This window comes from Peribacillus frigoritolerans, assembly GCF_040250305.1.
GTDB lineage: Bacteria > Bacillota > Bacilli > Bacillales > DSM-1321 > Peribacillus.
Genome location: NZ_CP158190.1, coordinates 4,200,113 through 4,216,606, shown reverse-complemented (window position 1 = coordinate 4,216,606; position 16,494 = coordinate 4,200,113). Strand labels below are relative to the sequence as shown.

18 protein-coding genes are annotated in these 16,494 nt (G+C 42.1%); 14 read left to right on the top strand and 4 right to left on the bottom strand.

The annotated features are described in order from the left end of the window. Window positions 1-219 precede the first annotated feature (219 nt). Window positions 220-1,302 (top strand): tartrate dehydrogenase, encoded by a 1,083-nt coding sequence (locus ABOA58_RS20625; RefSeq protein ID WP_350299799.1) that lies wholly within the window; start codon window positions 220-222, stop codon window positions 1,300-1,302. A gap of 64 nt (window positions 1,303-1,366) precedes the next feature. Next, a complete protein-coding gene (locus tag ABOA58_RS20620) occupies window positions 1,367-1,552 on the top strand; it encodes a sporulation protein Cse60 (RefSeq protein WP_048682016.1) in 186 nt (61 codons plus the stop codon). A 115-nt stretch (window positions 1,553-1,667) separates the two neighbouring features. On the opposite strand, the gene ABOA58_RS20615 is transcribed toward ABOA58_RS20620, so the two are convergent. Continuing rightward, a complete protein-coding gene (locus ABOA58_RS20615; protein WP_350299798.1) occupies window positions 1,668-2,597 on the bottom strand; it encodes an SDR family oxidoreductase in 930 nt (309 codons plus the stop codon). Between the two features lie 148 nt (window positions 2,598-2,745). Between ABOA58_RS20615 and ABOA58_RS20610 the strand changes: the two genes are divergently transcribed. The 3 genes from ABOA58_RS20610 to ABOA58_RS20600 all read left to right on the top strand — a co-directional run bounded on the left by ABOA58_RS20610 (window position 2,746) and on the right by ABOA58_RS20600 (window position 4,049). Next, window positions 2,746-2,916: a hypothetical protein gene (locus ABOA58_RS20610; protein WP_170971649.1), complete on the top strand. Its 171-nt coding sequence runs from the start codon at window positions 2,746-2,748 to the stop codon at window positions 2,914-2,916. 238 nt (window positions 2,917-3,154) lie between these two features. Continuing rightward, window positions 3,155-3,715 carry an MEDS domain-containing protein gene (locus ABOA58_RS20605; protein ID WP_350299797.1) on the top strand — a complete coding sequence of 187 codons (561 nt, stop codon included), beginning with the start codon at window positions 3,155-3,157 and terminating at the stop codon, window positions 3,713-3,715. Window positions 3,716-3,734: 19 nt separating this feature from the next. Then, window positions 3,735-4,049: an MGMT family protein gene (locus tag ABOA58_RS20600; protein WP_350299796.1), complete on the top strand. Its 315-nt coding sequence runs from the start codon at window positions 3,735-3,737 to the stop codon at window positions 4,047-4,049. Between the two features lie 267 nt (window positions 4,050-4,316). On the opposite strand, the gene ABOA58_RS20595 is transcribed toward ABOA58_RS20600, so the two are convergent. Continuing rightward, entirely contained in the window at window positions 4,317-5,582 is a 1,266-nt protein-coding gene (locus tag ABOA58_RS20595) for an NAD(P)/FAD-dependent oxidoreductase (protein ID WP_350299795.1), read from the bottom strand. Between the two features lie 205 nt (window positions 5,583-5,787). Here ABOA58_RS20595 and ABOA58_RS20590 point away from each other — a divergent pair, with 205 nt between their 5' ends. Continuing rightward, window positions 5,788-7,389 carry a putative polysaccharide biosynthesis protein gene (locus ABOA58_RS20590; RefSeq protein ID WP_350299794.1) on the top strand — a complete coding sequence of 534 codons (1,602 nt, stop codon included), beginning with the start codon at window positions 5,788-5,790 and terminating at the stop codon, window positions 7,387-7,389. A gap of 124 nt (window positions 7,390-7,513) precedes the next feature. Next, window positions 7,514-8,236 carry a pseudouridine synthase gene (locus ABOA58_RS20585; RefSeq protein ID WP_350299793.1) on the top strand — a complete coding sequence of 241 codons (723 nt, stop codon included), beginning with the start codon at window positions 7,514-7,516 and terminating at the stop codon, window positions 8,234-8,236. An 84-nt stretch (window positions 8,237-8,320) separates the two neighbouring features. Here the strand turns inward: ABOA58_RS20585 and ABOA58_RS20580 are convergent, their stop codons facing one another. Then, the gene (locus ABOA58_RS20580; RefSeq protein ID WP_034309346.1) at window positions 8,321-8,542 is read right to left on the bottom strand and encodes a DeoR family transcriptional regulator; all 222 of its coding nucleotides are present in this window, start codon (window positions 8,540-8,542) and stop codon (window positions 8,321-8,323) included. A gap of 525 nt (window positions 8,543-9,067) precedes the next feature. Here ABOA58_RS20580 and ABOA58_RS20575 point away from each other — a divergent pair. From ABOA58_RS20575 to ABOA58_RS20560, 4 genes are all read left to right on the top strand, one after another. Then, window positions 9,068-9,418 (top strand): hypothetical protein, encoded by a 351-nt coding sequence (locus ABOA58_RS20575; protein ID WP_101223034.1) that lies wholly within the window; start codon window positions 9,068-9,070, stop codon window positions 9,416-9,418. Window positions 9,419-9,595: 177 nt separating this feature from the next. Beyond that, window positions 9,596-10,366, top strand: coding sequence for an isocitrate lyase/PEP mutase family protein (locus ABOA58_RS20570; RefSeq protein WP_350299792.1), 771 nt, complete (start codon window positions 9,596-9,598; stop codon window positions 10,364-10,366). A gap of 24 nt (window positions 10,367-10,390) precedes the next feature. Further along, complete coding sequence (locus tag ABOA58_RS20565) at window positions 10,391-10,963, top strand: bifunctional transcriptional activator/DNA repair enzyme AdaA (protein WP_350299791.1); 573 nt, start codon at window positions 10,391-10,393, stop codon at window positions 10,961-10,963. Window positions 10,964-10,992: 29 nt separating this feature from the next. After that, window positions 10,993-11,469 carry a methylated-DNA--[protein]-cysteine S-methyltransferase gene (locus tag ABOA58_RS20560; RefSeq protein ID WP_350299790.1) on the top strand — a complete coding sequence of 159 codons (477 nt, stop codon included), beginning with the start codon at window positions 10,993-10,995 and terminating at the stop codon, window positions 11,467-11,469. A gap of 652 nt (window positions 11,470-12,121) precedes the next feature. On the opposite strand, the gene ABOA58_RS20555 is transcribed toward ABOA58_RS20560, so the two are convergent. Further along, window positions 12,122-12,880: a DeoR/GlpR family DNA-binding transcription regulator gene (locus tag ABOA58_RS20555; protein ID WP_350299789.1), complete on the bottom strand. Its 759-nt coding sequence runs from the start codon at window positions 12,878-12,880 to the stop codon at window positions 12,122-12,124. A gap of 228 nt (window positions 12,881-13,108) precedes the next feature. Between ABOA58_RS20555 and ABOA58_RS20550 the strand changes: the two genes are divergently transcribed. The 3 genes from ABOA58_RS20550 to ABOA58_RS20540 are packed head-to-tail and all read left to right on the top strand — an operon-like array spanning window position 13,109 to window position 16,476. Further along, complete coding sequence (locus tag ABOA58_RS20550) at window positions 13,109-13,861, top strand: ABC transporter ATP-binding protein (protein ID WP_350299788.1); 753 nt, start codon at window positions 13,109-13,111, stop codon at window positions 13,859-13,861. Further along, window positions 13,854-15,470, top strand: a complete 1,617-nt coding sequence (locus ABOA58_RS20545) for an ABC transporter permease subunit (protein ID WP_350299787.1) — start codon at window positions 13,854-13,856, stop codon at window positions 15,468-15,470. Before ABOA58_RS20550 ends, ABOA58_RS20545 begins: the two co-directional genes overlap by 8 nt. Window positions 15,471-15,483: 13 nt before the next feature. Next, window positions 15,484-16,476 carry an extracellular solute-binding protein gene (locus ABOA58_RS20540; protein WP_350299786.1) on the top strand — a complete coding sequence of 331 codons (993 nt, stop codon included), beginning with the start codon at window positions 15,484-15,486 and terminating at the stop codon, window positions 16,474-16,476. The last annotated feature ends 18 nt before the right edge of the window (window positions 16,477-16,494 follow it).

The window sequence follows — 16,494 nt, the reverse complement described above, 5'->3', positions numbered from 1 at the left end:
TGACGGTTTATTTGAATGAAGAAAGAAAAAAGATCATGGTTTTGTTCACAATGCCGTGAATATGCGGAAGACGCGCATATTTGAAGGCGTGAAAAAAAGAGTCCTTTCATCTGAAAGGGCTCTTTTTTCTGTATGAACCTCTCCTTACGGGGACGCAAAAGTTATATGTTAAAATTAGGGTGCTGAAGTCAGAAAATATAGAAAAAGGAGAGTTGGATAATGAATGTTCATAAAATAGCGGTCATTGCGGGTGACGGGATTGGCCCTGAGGTGATTGATGAGGGTGTAAAGGTCCTTAAAGAAGTGGCTTCAATTGCCGGAGATTTTTCTTTCCAGTTCACCTATTTTCCATGGGGCTGTGAATATTATCTTGAGCACGGCAAAATGCTGCCCGACGACGGACTTGAACAACTGATGAAGTTTGACGCTGTGTATCTTGGGGCAGTCGGTTATCCTGGTGTCCCGGACCATATTTCTTTACGTGAACTTCTGCTGAAAATCAGAAAGGGATTTGACCAATATGTGAATGTTCGACCCGTTAAATTGCTTCAAGGTGCACCCTGTCCATTAAAAGACGTGACTCGTGACCAAATCGATATGGTTGTCATACGTGAAAACAGTGAAGGGGAATATTCCGGTGCCGGTGATTGGCTTTTTAAAGGCAAGCCGGAAGAAGTCGTCCTGCAGACGGGGGTCTTTTCAAGAAAAGGGACGGAAAGGATCATCCGTTATGCGTATGAACTTGCACGTAAGACGGGCAGGACGCTAACGAGTATAAGCAAGGCGAACGCATTGAATTATTCAATGGTTTTTTGGGATCAGGTTTTTGAAGAAATTGGACAGGAGTTTCCGGATGTAGAAACGAATTCCTATCTGGTCGATGCGGCGAGCATGTATTTTGTCAAGCAGCCCGAACGGTTTCAAATCGTTGTCACCTCCAATTTGTTTGGTGACATCATCACCGATTTAGGTGCTGCGATTGCAGGGGGGATGGGACTGGCGGCCGGTGCCAATTTAAACCCGGAACGGATTTATCCTTCGATGTTCGAACCGATCCATGGTTCAGCCCCGGATATAGCACATCAAGGCATCGCCAATCCACTTGCGGCCATATGGTCCGCCAGTCAGATTCTCGATTTCTTTGGGCATGAGGTTTGGGGTGCTAAAGTGTTGGACGTGATCGAACAGGTGATGGTCGATAAAAAGGCGCTAACCCCTGATATGGGCGGGACAGCTTCTACAGAAGAAGTCGGGGATGAAGTGGTTGCATTAATATCCGCTTTACAAACAAATCAAGTATAAGATTTTTGAAAAATGGGCATCCTGCACAATAACTATCATTATAGTAAAAGGGCGGGGAGAGCCGATGATACAAGTCAAATTATTTGATTATGAGCATGAAAAGGATCTTGAGGATGAAATGAACTTTTTCCTTGAAGATATTCGTGATAATCAAATCGTCGATATCAAATACAATGTCGCCACTACAGGTGAAGAGGAAGAGGAACAGATCTACTGTTTTAGTGCGATGATCATCTATAAAAAAAAATAAAGGCCGGCTGGCCCTATAATCAATATTAGACTACCTATTGCTTGCTTGCGGGCAATCAAAGGTAGTCTTTTTTCCGTCTTGACTTCCTGGGAAGGGGGCATATACGATGTGGAAATTAGGACGATGTCGCTTCCCCGCCGTTGACATGAAGTGTTTGTCCTGTCACAAAACGGGAATCATCAGAAGCGAGATAGACAAAGGTGGGAGCCAGTTCAAATGGCTGGCCTTGACGCTCCATCGGGTTATCGACTTGTGTCACTTCGTCTGCCGAGAAACTTGCCGGGATGAGGGGGGTCCAAAACCTTCCGGGCGCAACGGCGTTCACCCGGATGCCTTGATCGACAAGACTGTTTGCCAAGGCACGGGTAAAACCAATGTTGGCCCCTTTAGTCGCCGTGTAATCAATTAATTGCTTATTCCCGTTAAACGTCACGACAGAAGATGTATTAATGATGGAGGCCCCGGCTTTTAAATGGGGAAGGGCAGCACGGGTCGTATAGAAGTGGGAATAGATATTCACTTTAAATGTATCATCGAATTGCTCATCCGTAATATCGAGCAAGCTTAATTGCTGAAATTGAATACCCACGTGGTTACAAAGAATATTGAGCTTTCCAAATGTTTCGATGGTGTCTTCCACGATTTTGATACATTGCTGTTTATCCCTTAAGTCACCAGGCAGCAGTAAGCAACGTTGTCCAAGCTCTTCAATTCTCGTTTTAGTCCGATTGGCATCCTCATGTTCATCCAGATAAGCGATAGAAACATCTGCGCCTTCTTTAGCAAAAGCGATGGCAGCTGCAGCGCCAATTCCACTGTCTCCGCCAGTTATCAATGCGACTTTACCTGTTAATTTCCCACTGCCCTTATAATTGGGATTTTCGATGATGGGCCGGGGCACCATTAATTTTTCTACACCAGGCTGGCGAAATTGCCGTTGCTCCGGAACCGTGATGGGTACGTCTTGATAACGGGTGATCTTTCCAAAATTCGGATGCATGGGATAGCTTTTACCGGATGATTTCTTTTTCTTATCTTCTGCCATGAGGGGTCCTCCTAAAAAAGAATTTAGTCGGATTACTCTATGACGATCAGGTATATGCCGTGCATGAAGAACATGTATGGGTACGGGCTCGTTGCCGTACAGCTAGAATATGCTGGAGTGTAGAAAAATAGTTTTTGGAGGCCTCTATATGCCATATTATTATAGCGAAGAAGTGAAATTGTTATTGGTCGATCAATCTGATGAAAAGGTGGAGTTGTTATATGATTCCAACCCAAATACCTTTGAATTGCCGCTTATAGGACCGAGACCGCCATATTATTATAACCCGCGCTATGTGCCGTATTATCCCGTAATTTAAGGGTGAACATACTAAGGGAAAATGCATAGAACGGAGTTTGCTGAAATGGGCTGCCTTGGTCTTTCAATGAGTGGACTAAAAGCAGCCTCAATTCGATTCAACTAAATTCCCGATCATAACAGATGTCATTAAGAAAAACTGATTATATTTTTCTGTGAATTTTACAAATACGGAGATAATGGGTAAAGTTATACATAATACATAGAGCGGACTGGTGTATTTAAAGGAGAGATCCATTTTGGATTACAATATGAAACAACTAATAGAAAATCTACAGCAATCGGATGGTGGACATATCTTATACTGTTTTAATGAATTGGAGTCATACATTGAAAATGAGGCAACATTCATCATTGCCGGTGTTGAACAGGGAGACCATATTCTGGTCGTCGAAAATGACCGTATTTTTCCTTTCGTGTACAAGAAATTGCAGCTTCATTTAAATGAGGAGCAATTGGAGCAAGTGCATCTTATGAATAATTTTGATTTTTATTGCTTTCATGGAGACTTCCATCCTTCGACGATGGTTAATTATTTCTTGGAAAATATCGATTCATACACTGAACGCAATCAGCACGTGCGGACTTGGGGTCATGTTGAATGGGGCCATGACGATCAAGCCTGCTTTGCGATAGGCGAATATGAAAAAGGAATCGACAAACTGATCAAGGAACGAGGATTGATTTCGGTTTGTGCGTACGATGACTGCAGAGTGCCTGCCGAGCTTAGGACAAACTTGATCAAGCATCATGGGGTCCTGATAACCGATGAAAAAATCACGATTTTAGCAAACGGATAGAATGGAAGGGGCAAGTTATTTGGAAAGTTTTACTGAACGGGTAATTAATATCATACGACAAATCCCTTCCGGTAAAGTGATGACATATGGTCAAATTGGACAGCTCGCCGGAAGTCCGCGCGGTGCAAGGCAGGTCGTAAGGATCCTTCATTCAAGCAGCAAAAATCATGACCTTCCTTGGCACCGGGTAATCAATGCCAAAGGAGAAATCGGCATAAAAGCGGAGGGCGCCGCAGAACACCAGAAGGCGATGCTCGAGAGTGAAGGCGTCACATTCACGGAACGGAATACCATTGATCTCGAAGCTTTTCGCCATCATCCAGAAATGTTTTAAACGGAAAGCCGGATAAAATAGGCGGCGGCCGAAATAATTGAGAGAGTGGCCGAATTAAGTTCCATGTAGGTCGAAAAAATGCGCCAACGGTCGAATTAAGTATGAGAACGGTCGAATAAAAAGTGTGGACGGTCGAATAAACTGTACCAACGGCTGAAAAGCCGGCGCCAACACCTGAATTATTGCCTAACAAACACCGAATGGATGTGAAGGCTTACGAAATCGCATTAAAGAGGCTGATCCAAGCGGATCAGCCTCTTTTACGAATTATGAACGGGCATACATGGCAGCATTCATTCCGGCGAGTCTGCCGGTTACTAATGCCGATGTGATATTATAGCCGCCTGTGTATCCGTGTATATCCAGAATTTCACCGCAGAAATACAGTCCGTCCATTAGTTTGGATGCCATTTCCTTTGGATGTATTTCTTTGACGGATACGCCGCCGCCCGTGACGAAGGCTTTTTCCAGCGGCTGGGTGCCGTGCACTCCGAATTGGAAGTCCTTGCATAATTCTGCAAAACGGCGGATTTTTTCATTTGATATCGTCGCTCCTTGTTCTTGAAGGTCGATGCCGCTTCGCTCAAGCAGGAAGTGAAGGTATCGTTCAGGAACTAAGCCTTTTAAGGTGTTTTTAATGGCTTTTTTCGGTTCGGCTTTGATTTCCTTCATGATATCTTGAAAAACCTCTTCCTTGTTTCGGTCCGGCAGGGCATCGAGTTTCATGGTCACTTCCGACAGGTTCCATTTTTTCATCGCTTTCACGACGAATTGGCTGCATCTTAGAACAGCTGGACCGGAGACGCCAAAATGGGTGAAGAGCATATCCATTCGGTGTGTGATCAGGGCCTTGCCCTTTGGGTTAAGGACACTCAATGAAACATCGCGAAGTGCAAGACCTTGAAGTGTTCGATCTTTAATGAATGTTTCATGGCTAAGTACGGGAACTTCAGTTGGGAACAGCTCGGTAATCGTATGTCCCGCCTTTTTAGCCCATGCGTAGCCGTCTCCCGTTGAACCGGTGTGGGGAACTGATTTCCCGCCGACTGCAATAACAACTGCATCCGTGTCAAAGGTCTGGCCATCTTTTAACCGGACACCGCTGGTTTTTCCATGTTCATAGAGAACTTCCGCAACTGGAGAGTTCTTATAGATCGTTACTTTTAAATTCGATAGGCGCGTCAGCAGGGCATCCACGACACTTTGCGCTTTATCGTTGACAGGGAACATCCGTCCATGGTCCTCTTCTTTTAGAGCCACGCCCAATTTTTCAAAGAATTGAATAATGTCCTCATTATTGAACTCTGAGAAAGCACTGTATAGAAATCGCCCGTTTCCAGGGATATGCTGAATGATTTCATCGATTGAGAGCCTGTTCGTCACGTTGCAGCGTCCACCGCCCGAGATTGCAAGTTTCCTGCCAAGCTTCTCGCCTTTATCCACTAACAAGACATGGGCACCTTTTTCACCGGCTGCAATTGCTGCCATCAATCCGGAAGGGCCGCCGCCAATTACCACTACATCATATTTCAAATTGATCACCACTTTATCATTTTCAGTCCCTTCATTATATAGCAAGAGCCCGTCAGATTGCGAATGTAGAAGAAAAGGAATTATTTGTTTGTGTATTATCATCGAAAACGATAAACTTGAGTGTAGTTTTCTATAGAAAAAATACTTTAATATGATAAGATAAAGAGCGTGTGAAACGTAACTGACAGAGGCAGGAAGGGATTAGATGTCATCTAAGTTTTTAAAAGGGGCTTTTATATTAACGCTGGGAGCGATCATATCCAAGATACTTGGTTTATTTTACGTCATCCCATTTGAACATATGGTTGGGAATAAAGGGGCTACCCTCTATCAATATGGGTACGTTCCATATACCATTTTCATTAGCTTTGCAACTGCAGGCATGCCGCTTGCTGTTTCTAAATTCATTTCGAAGTATAATGCGCTCGAGGAATACGCCGTTGGTGAGAAGTTATTTAAATCGAGCCTGAAATTAATGGTTGTCACCGGTTTTCTCGCTTTTTTGATTCTCTATACGATGGCCCCGCTGTTTACTGGAGTCTTTGGGGTCAAGAAGGAAGATGTCAGTGATGTCACGGAGATCATACGGGCAGTCAGCTTCGCCTTGATTTTTGTACCGTTCATGAGCATCATCCGCGGCTTCTTTCAAGGTCATGAAGCGATGGAACCAACGGCCATATCTCAGGTTATCGAACAAATTGTCCGCATCGTGTTCCTTTTGGCTGGTGTGTATGTTGTTTTAAATGTCATGGATGGAGAGTTAGTAAGAGCCATCCAAGTAGCTACTTTCGCGGCGACGGTCGGGGCTGTCGGCGGTTTAGTGGTGTTATTTTGGTATTGGAAAAAACAAAAACCCCATTTGGACAGCTTGATGAAGAAAGACCGGGGGACGATGGAAATTTCCCTGAAGGAGATCTATAAAGAAATATTTCTTTCGTCGATTCCTTTCATATTTGTCGGAATCGCGATGCCATTGTTTCAGTTTGCGGACTTGCTATCTTTCAATAAGGCGATGTCTTCAATCGGTTTGCAGCATGTTGCTGAGGATGCACTTGGGGTGTTGAATGTATATGCCCAGAAGCTTGTCTTGATTCCGATGACGCTTGCAACCGGATTTTCAATGGCGCTTCTGCCCTCGGTGACGAAGGCATATGTAAGTGAGGATTCGGAAGAGTTAAACCGCCAGCTGAACCAAGCCTTCCAAATTTTGTTGTTCATTACGATTCCAGCTGTCGTTGGCATGTCGGTGCTAGCCGATCCAATCTATAGTGCCTTTTACAGCCATGATCCACTTGGAATCAGTGTCCTGAAGGCATATGCGCCCGTTTCCATCTTATTTGCGCTTTTTTCCGTTTCGGCGGCCATTTTACAAGGCATCAATCAGCAAAAATATACGGTGCTCAGCCTGCTTGTGGGCTTTTTAATCAAATTGAGCTTGAATATTCCGATGATCAAGTTGTTTGAAACGGAAGGATCCGTTTATGCCACGGCATTCGGCTACTTGGCTGCTGTGCTGCTGAATTTGTATGTCATCACCTACTTTACTGGATATCGTTACAGCCTTACCATCAGAAGATCTGTTTTGATCACTGTTTTTTCAATTATCATGGGACTGGCTGCATGGGGCATGAACAGTTTATTATCGCTGTGGCTTACAACGGAAGGGCGATTCCAGGCGATTTTGATCGTGGCCGTTTGTGCAATTTTTGGAGCGCTCATTTATGCGGCGCTTTCCTTGAAAAGCAAACTTGCCCATCGTTTGTTCGGTACCCGGATCGATCGGTTAAAAGCTAAATTAGGATTATAAGCTGGAAGTTTGATGTGTAAAATAAAGGGTATTGAATGGTGAATCCCCAGATTAAAATATATTGGCCTTGCCTGTCATTAAAGTGGGCAAGGCTTTTTACTGAAAAAGGCTTTAGGAGGAAACGATGAGAATAGATAAGATTTTATCCAATATTGGTTATGGCAGCAGGAAAGAAGTGAAAAAACTCCTGAAATCCGGCGCCGTCAAGGTCAATGACAGACTGCTTAAGGACCCGAAGGAACAAGTGGACCCTGATACGGAAATCGTTACGGTTCATGGTGAACGGGTTGAATACAGGGAATTCATATATTTAATGATGAATAAACCGCCAGGCGTATTGTCGGCAACGGAAGACAACTATCAAGAAACGGTCATCGACATCTTGGAGCCCGAAGATTCGGTATTCGAGCCATTTCCTGTAGGCCGTCTTGATAAGGACACGGAAGGTTTATTGCTGATCACGAATGACGGAAAGCTTGCCCACCAACTGCTTTCTCCAAAGAAACATGTCCCTAAAACATATTTTGCGGTCATTGATGGCGAAGTGACTGAACGGGATATCGAGGCATTCCGCAACGGCGTGACCTTGGATGATGGATACGAAACAAAACCAGGTGAATTGAACATTTTAAAATCAGGTCTGACATCGGATATCGAGCTAACGATCATGGAAGGAAAGTTCCATCAGGTGAAGCGGATGTTTGAGGCCGTTGGCAAACGTGTCGTCTACCTAAAGCGTCTTTCCATGGGGAGTTTACAGCTTGATGAGGAACTTGAGCTTGGTGAATACCGTGAGTTGACGGCGGAGGAGCTTGAACAGTTAAAGGCAGGCCAACCGACTGAATGATAGCAGGATACAAAAAATGAGGCGGACAATATTGTCCTCCTCAAAGTATTTTACATATCGATCTTGTTCGGGTGGTCGTTCTTTTTACGATGACATCTTCACCTTTTTACTTGTTGTCGTCCAAAGGCCTCGGCTTGGGCTTTGAACAAGGTCATTGTATGCTAAGACATTTAAATCGCGCTGCACAGTTCGAGGAGTGATGCCAAATTCTTCTACAAGCTCTTGAGTAGAAACCGTACCGTTATTACTAATGAACATATAAACGGATTTAATACGGGTTAACATGCGATTTGTTGAAGGTTTCAAAAAATCACTCCTTATTCTTTTCATTGTTATTTTGAACAAATGAAAACAACCGATATGTCGGACAGCATTTCAGCTGTCACTATGTACTTGCTATACCCACCCTATAACTCCTCGGAAACATTTAGAAAAAATAAGATGTCATTAGATTCATTCTACCCCTTTGCAAAAGCAAATTCTAGGAAAAGATACTAATTGACTAAATATTACATTTATTATATCAAATTTTAACAAAATTATTCTCTTTACCTATACAAAATTAATAAAGAGCTTTTCCATTTGTTCATGCTCATATTTTGCCAATACAGGATGCTTACTATGCACACAACACGAACGTTGACTTTTAAAGCATATACATGTTATTTTACTTAAAACGGATCGTAAATCGTAACAATTACGCTTTGTGTATTGATACAGGAATTGCTTGATGGCTTGCGGTTACGATGTCATAATGAGGTATCGGGCAGTACAGACTTTTCATACATATCTAAAAGGATTTAAATATAAACCAATTCGAGGTAGAGCCATATGAACGAAAGATTAATGGAGTTTTTATTGCGCGACGAAGTAACCAGACTTTCTGGCGTCAAAAAACAAGTGTATGAATTCATCGTGAACGAAGAAGATTATCTTGCATCGAAGGCGGACACGGTCGATCAATTCATGAGATTGCTGGTAAAGCATTCTCCGCCCAGGCTCGCAGCCCGTCATTTCAATATGCCTTATGGGGAAATCATTCGTTTCATGAATGAAATAGAAGATGAACTGAATGAGAGATTAGAGGAAAGATGCAAGAAAGTGAAGTGGATGGACTACACGGAAAAGGACCAGCAGGCATTTGAGGAATATCATAGGAAGTTATATCTATTTGTAAATTAATAAATTGATCATCAAAATGCCCTGGTATGAATGGGCATTTTTTTTATTTGTCTGGAACCGTTAAACGGGAATCCAGCACAATCATTGTTTGAATGGACCATAAGAGCAAGAATGAGGACGATTTGGAGCTGGGGTGATTGTTAAAATGAGGATAAATAAATTTTAGGAGCAACTATAATGACTAACATTAAGGAATTCAATGAATTACACTTTTCGAAGGACCTGTTGATATTGGGGAACGCCTGGGATCTATTATCGGCCTTGATTCTCGAGAAATCAGGATTCAAGGCGATTGGAACGACAAGCTGGGGAATTGCCAACTCCCTTGGTTATTCCGATGGCGAATTGATTGATTTTGAAAGACATTTAGGTATCATTAAACTAATTACGGATAATGTGAAAATTCCCGTCACTGCGGACATTGAATCAGGCTATGGTGAAACCGAAGAAAAGATTGTCGATAATGTGTTAAGGACGGCAGACGTCGGTGTAGCCGGGATCAATATTGAGGATTCGCTCAAAAAACAAAAAGGTCTAAGAGATATATCTCAACACTGCAGCCTACTATTAAAAATAAGAGTAGCGTTGGATTATAATGGGTATGAAGGTTTTTACATCAATGCTAGAACAGATACTTATTTTCAAAAAGAAAATCCTTTCCCGGAAACAGTAGAGCGGGCAAAAGCGTATGTGGAGAGTGGTGCCAGCGGAATATTCATCCCTGGATTAACGAAGCATGATGAAATAAAGGAAATCACTTTGAATATAGATGCTCCCCTTAATGTATTATCTTTGCCTAGATTAACGAATGGTAAGGAGCTTGAAGGATTAGGAGTGAAACGATTCAGTTTCGGAAATGCCCTATCTGATAAAATCATTGCTTTATTAGAACAAGATACAGCACGAATAGTAGAGCTAAATGACACCTCACATTTATATGGGAACTAAAACGTGAAAGGATGCGGGAGTATAATGGCTGTTGCTATAAATCTTTCTTTTGAAGAAATGTGGGAGAAGATCATTGACTGCGACCCAAAATATGACGGATTATTCTTTACGGCAGTAAAGACAACTAAAATATACTGCCGCCCTTCATGCAGGTCAAGGAAGCCGAAAAAAATAAATGTGAAATTCTATCATGACATCGATGAAGTCGAAAAGGCTGGTTTCCGTGCTTGCAAAAGATGCCAACCGGAAGTTGATGATTCCCCGAAGATGGGACTTGTCAGAGATGTCATCGCTTTCTTGGTAAATCAGTATAATCAAAAAGTGGAATTAAAGGATATTGCCAATCATGTCGGTGTAAGTTCCTATTATCTGGAGCGGCTATTCAAAAAGGAAACGTTAGAAACTCCCCGTTCCTATTTGGAAAAAATCAGAGTGGATAAAGCGGCATACCTTCTAACAAGCACAAGTCGAACGAATCTTGAGATTTGCCTTGAAGTGGGTTTCCAAAGCCCTTCAAACTTTTATAAGGTATTTCGCCGATTGAAAAATTGTTCTCCGAGTGAATATCGCAACATGAATCTTAAGAATCGAGTGTAATCCACATATACAGAAATGGAGGTCCTTATATGACTGAATTATATAAATTAGATTATGAATCGCCGATTGGAGTTATCGAGATATCAGGAACGAATGAGGCCATCTGTTCCATAATGTTTGCTGTAAGGGATACAGAGATAAATATTATGCAAGATCAAACGCCCAAGGTTTTGGTGGAGTGCTTTAGTCAGCTTGATGAGTATTTCAAAGGTGAACGCAGGGAATTTACATTTCCTTATATACTTGAAGGGACCATCTTCCAAAAAAACGTGTGGAACGCTTTAACAGGAATCCTGTACGCTAACACGGGTTCCTATAAAGACATCGCCGTTTCAATCGGTAATGAAAAAGCCATTAGGGCAGTAGGGAGCGCTAATGGCAGAAATAAGTTAAGCATCGTGATTCCTTGTCATCGAATAATAGGTTCAAATGGGAAATTAACTGGTTACGCGGGTGGCTTATGGAGAAAGGAATGGCTCCTTCAGCATGAAAGGAATTTTAATTGAGGTACTAGGCTCAACTTTATGGGAATCGCCGGACCCGGTCAGAGTCAAAACCAGAAATTAGCCTGAGTTTCACTCTCCATTGATGGAGGACACAGTTTTTTTATTTCAAGTTGCAGTTGATTTCAGAAATCCGCTCCCTTTCCGCCGACTGTCTGCCAAGCCTCCTCGACGCAAGCGTCTGTGGGGTCTCGGCTAGCCAGTTATTCGGCAGGAGTGTCGCAAATTTCTTTCATCCATTAAGGAGTACAGGAATAAAACATGAAAGATAAACTAGTCTTAAACATAATTCGGAATAAGACCAGCCTGCAGTTTTTTCTTTTAAAACACGTTCCAGTTGATTGGAACGGAAGGCGCGAGACTCCTGCGGGAAAAGCGAGTCCAGGGGAGACCCCACAGGCGCAAAAGCGCCGAGGAGGCTCCCGGATCGCCCGCGGAAAGCGAGTGCCTGGAGTAGAAATCAACGTTGTGATGAAGGTGACGCTTTGGGCTAATTGGTTCCTGAACATCATTTAGTCCGGCAGTTATTGATTTCCCGAAGGTGATCGCTAAAATTAGACTGGTTAAACGTCCTTTATTCCGAATACACTTGGCATTCGCCGAATCTGAAAAACGGGAATTATACTATTGTATAGTTCCCGTTTCTTTCTTGTATTTAAGAAAGAATCAAATGTGTTGCGGTCTCTTTAAACGAAGAGATGAAATCTTTATGCAGATGATCGTCCGTTATGATGTAATCGATTTTATCCAGTGATGATATCCCGATGGTCACGTCTTTCCCGAACTTTGTGCTGTCAGCGGCTACATAGACTTCTTGGGATAGATCGATGATTTTTTTTCGTGTGTTCGCTTCTTCTAAATTATAGTCGGATATGCCTTTTTCAACGGTTATGCCACTCGCACAAATGAATGCTTTTGAAATATTCAATTCACTAAAGTTGAATAAGTAGTCAAATGCAACAATGGATTGTTCATTTCGCCTGACTTTCCCGCCAATGATCAATATCTCGATATCGCTATGAATGAGCTCATTTACAACGGGAATCGAACTGGTTATCACGGTCAGTTTCTTTTTCTGTTTTATATATTTAGCGATTTGATAGGTTGTCGAACCACTATCGATATAAATGCAATCACCATCGTCGATATACTCACTGCATTTTTGGGCGATGGATTCCTTTTCTTCTAATTGACTGAACATCCGTTCATCTATCGTCGATTCTCCAAACTTCGATTGAACCAGCTTAACGCCGCCATAGATCTTTTCAATTTTTCCTTGCCTTGTAAGAAGGTTAATATCCCTTCTGATGGTTTCGATGGAAACTTGCATTTCTTCAGTAAGCTCGGCAATCTTCATAACTTTTCTAATCGTTAATAACTCGATGATCTTCTTTTGCCTTTCAAGAGGAAGCATAAGTTACACCCGCCTATTCTTCATATCTATCTTCCTGATATTCAGTTTAAGTGTACTGTTTACCGCGAACATATTCAACATATAGATGATAAAAATATCAATAGTTAGTCAAAAGTTAGTATTAAGTTGGTAATAAAGTGTTCAATATTTACAGAGTATTTACAAAAATCTCAAATTCGTTTTACAAAGGGCTTTTATACTAAGGGTGTATTAAAGGAGGTGAACGGTTTGCTAAAATTACAAAATATTAGCAAGCAATTCGATGGAAAATCAGTTTTGGATAATATAAATCTTGAAATTAAAGCGGGGGAGATCGTTTCACTATTAGGACCAAGTGGAAGCGGCAAAACTACTTTATTGCATATAATTTTGGGCTTGACGGGTATCAATCATGGAAAAATCATTTTCAATGATACCGATTTGAGTAACGTGCCCATGAAAGACCGGGGATTTAATATCGTTTTCCAGGATTATGCTCTTTTCCCGCATTTGAATGCCTATGAAAATATCGTTTATGGATTGAGGAACAGGAAGGGATCCGTTTCCAAGGAAGAGCTTCAGGAATACATTGATTTCCTGGAATTAACGCCGCATTTGAAAAAAAGGATCAGCGAATTATCCGGGGGTCAGAAACAAAGGGTTTCGATCGCAAGGACTCTTGTAATGAAACCGAAGATCCTATTACTTGATGAGCCGCTGAGTGCTTTGGATGGTGTGATCAAGGAATCGATAAAGGAACGCATCAAATCCATCGCCCGAGAATTTAAGCTGACGACAATCATAGTGACACATGACCCGGAAGAGGCTTTGACGATGTCCGATAAGATTTTGATCATTAATCAAGGGAGTATTTCTCAATTTGGATCGCCTCAAGAAATCATCAATCAGCCAGCCAATGATTTTGTGAAGGAATTCATTCTTAAACAACTGGAGATCAAGAGAGAAAATATTTACAAGTTATTCGGTGAAAAGTATGCCTGATGTAAAACCGGCAATGAGAGTCATTTATATACCTATCTTACTGCTATTTGCCGCTTTTCTTTTCTTGCCGCTTGGGATATTGTTCGTCCGTTCTTTTGAAACGGCTGATGGAATCGATCTCTCGAATTATCTAACGGTCCTTTCAAATGCAGAGCTGATGATGTCATTTGGAAACAGCGTGAAAATCTCAGGGCTCACAGCCGTCATTACGACCGTTTTAGCCTTTTTCCTGGCCTATTCCATCCATTGCACCCGATTATATAGGCCATTAAAAAGTGTAATTAAAACCGGGATCCTTATTCCGATGCTGCTTCCGACGATCACGTTCGGGTTTGCGATTATCTACTCTTTCGGCAATCAAGGAATCATAACGAAGATTTTTGGAAGGAATTTATTCGATATATACGGATTTAATGGATTATTGATAGGTTATGTGATCTATACATTGCCATCAGCTTTTCTTCTCATTAATAATTCCTTCAAGTACATGGATAAAAAGTTCATCATCGTTTCAAAATTAATGGGTGACGGAACGATAAGAAGTTTCATGAATACGATCATACGGCCATTGTCGGGAACTTTGGGTGGAGCTTTTGTACTTTCCTTCATCTTGAGTTTCACCGACTTTGGGATACCGGCTTCAGTAGGCGGGACCTACTCCGTCGTTGCGACGCAGCTTTATCAAGTCATGCTAGGTTCAATCCCTGATTTCAATAATGGTGCAGTGATTGCCATTCTCATGCTCATTCCGGTAGTATTCAGTGTTTTTCTATTAAACTATCTGGAAAAACTTAATTTTCATTATGACAAGTTCAGCGATATCGAATTGACGAAGCACATAGGAAGGGATATATGTTTTGGGGGAATCTCGCTGCTGGTCTTGATAGGGATGTTTTCTGTATTTGCGGTCATGTTCATTGCACCATTTTTAACTAGTTTCCCTTACGATCTCTCGTTCACCTTAAAGCACTTTATCGACACATTCCAATCAGGCGATTTAACGTCAGTTTATAAAAACTCCTTATTCGTTGCCTTGATGACGGCTGTAATGGGAACGTTCATCGCCTTTAGCTCTGCGGTTTTGAATGTCCGGACGCCCCTTAAGGGGAAATCGTCAATGGATGTCATTTCGATGCTGACGAATACAGTACCGGGAATGGTGTTGGGCTTATCGTATTTGCTGCTGTTCAACGGCAGCAGCTGGAAGGGGACCTTTGCCATTATCATTCTATGTAACATTGTCCACTTCTTTACAACACCCTATTTAATGGCGAAGAACTCTTTATCCAAAATGAACCCTGGTTGGGAAACCACCGGGAATCTATTGGGGGATAGCTGGATCAGGACAATCTATCGTGTCATTCTGCCAAATTCGGCATCTACGGTGATCGAGATGTTCAGCTACTATTTCATCAATAGTATGGTGACGATCAGCGGAATCATCTTTTTGGTCACGGCCCAAACTACATTAGTGGCCAGTAAAATTAAAGAGCTTCAGCATTTTGCCAAATTCAATGAAATATTCATCCTGTCTTTGCTTATCTTTTTTACAAATCTAGTCGTGAAGCTGCTTTGTGATCATTATCAAAAAAGACAATTCAAACATTAATGAGGGGGATATTATGTCTAAAACGTTGAAGATAGCCTTACTTTCTTTAGTTGCTCTAAGTTTGGTATTTGTATTGGTGGGCCGTAACAGCGGCAAAGCGGATGAGGAAAAGGTGGTCATTTATACGAATGGCGATGAAGAAGCCACTGCAGCAATGGAGACTTCCCTGAAAGATGCCGGATACGAAGGGAAATATGTCCTTCAATCATTAGGCACATCAGAATTAGGAGGGAAACTGCTCGCAGAAGGCGCTGAAATCGAGGCAGATGTCGTGACGATGAGTTCTTATTTCATCGAAAGTGCCCAAGATCAGCACGCCATGTTCAAGGACCTATCGTTCAGTACAAAAGCATTGGAAAAAAATCCAGCATATTATACGCCGATTTTGGCAAATACCGGTTCCATTTTTGTCAATACGGAAGTGCTTAAACAAAAAGGCCTGCCGATGCCTACTTCGATTAAGGATTTAACAAAGCCGGAATATAAAGGGTTCGTTTCAATTCCTAATATCCTGGACTCTTCAACAGGGTGGCTGTTAGTTCAAGCAATAATCAGTCAATACGGTGACGCAGAGGGGAAAAAGGTTCTCCATGACTTAATAGCAAATAGCGGTCCGCATCTTGAGAGCTCAGGTTCAGGCCCAATCAATAAAGTTCAAGCAGGGGAAGTGGCTGCCGGTTTTGGTTTACGCTACCAAGCCGTGATGGCTAAAGAGTCGGGCTTACCGATCAAGTTCGTCGATCCGATTGAGGGGAATTTCTCCTACACGGAATCCGTTGCTGTCGTGAATAAAGGTAATGAAGCTAAAACAAGTTTAGCAATGAAAATGGCAGAAACAATCAGTAAAGATGCTAGAGAAGAATTGCTGAAACATTACCCGGTCGCACTTTATGAAGGTGAAAAGGTAACGGAAAAGAACAAACCGGCTCACCCTAAGAAATACAAGCAGCCCCTAACGGTTGAATTATTAAAACAGCATCAAGAGTTCTTTAAATCAGCACAATGATAAATATAGTGAGGAGTG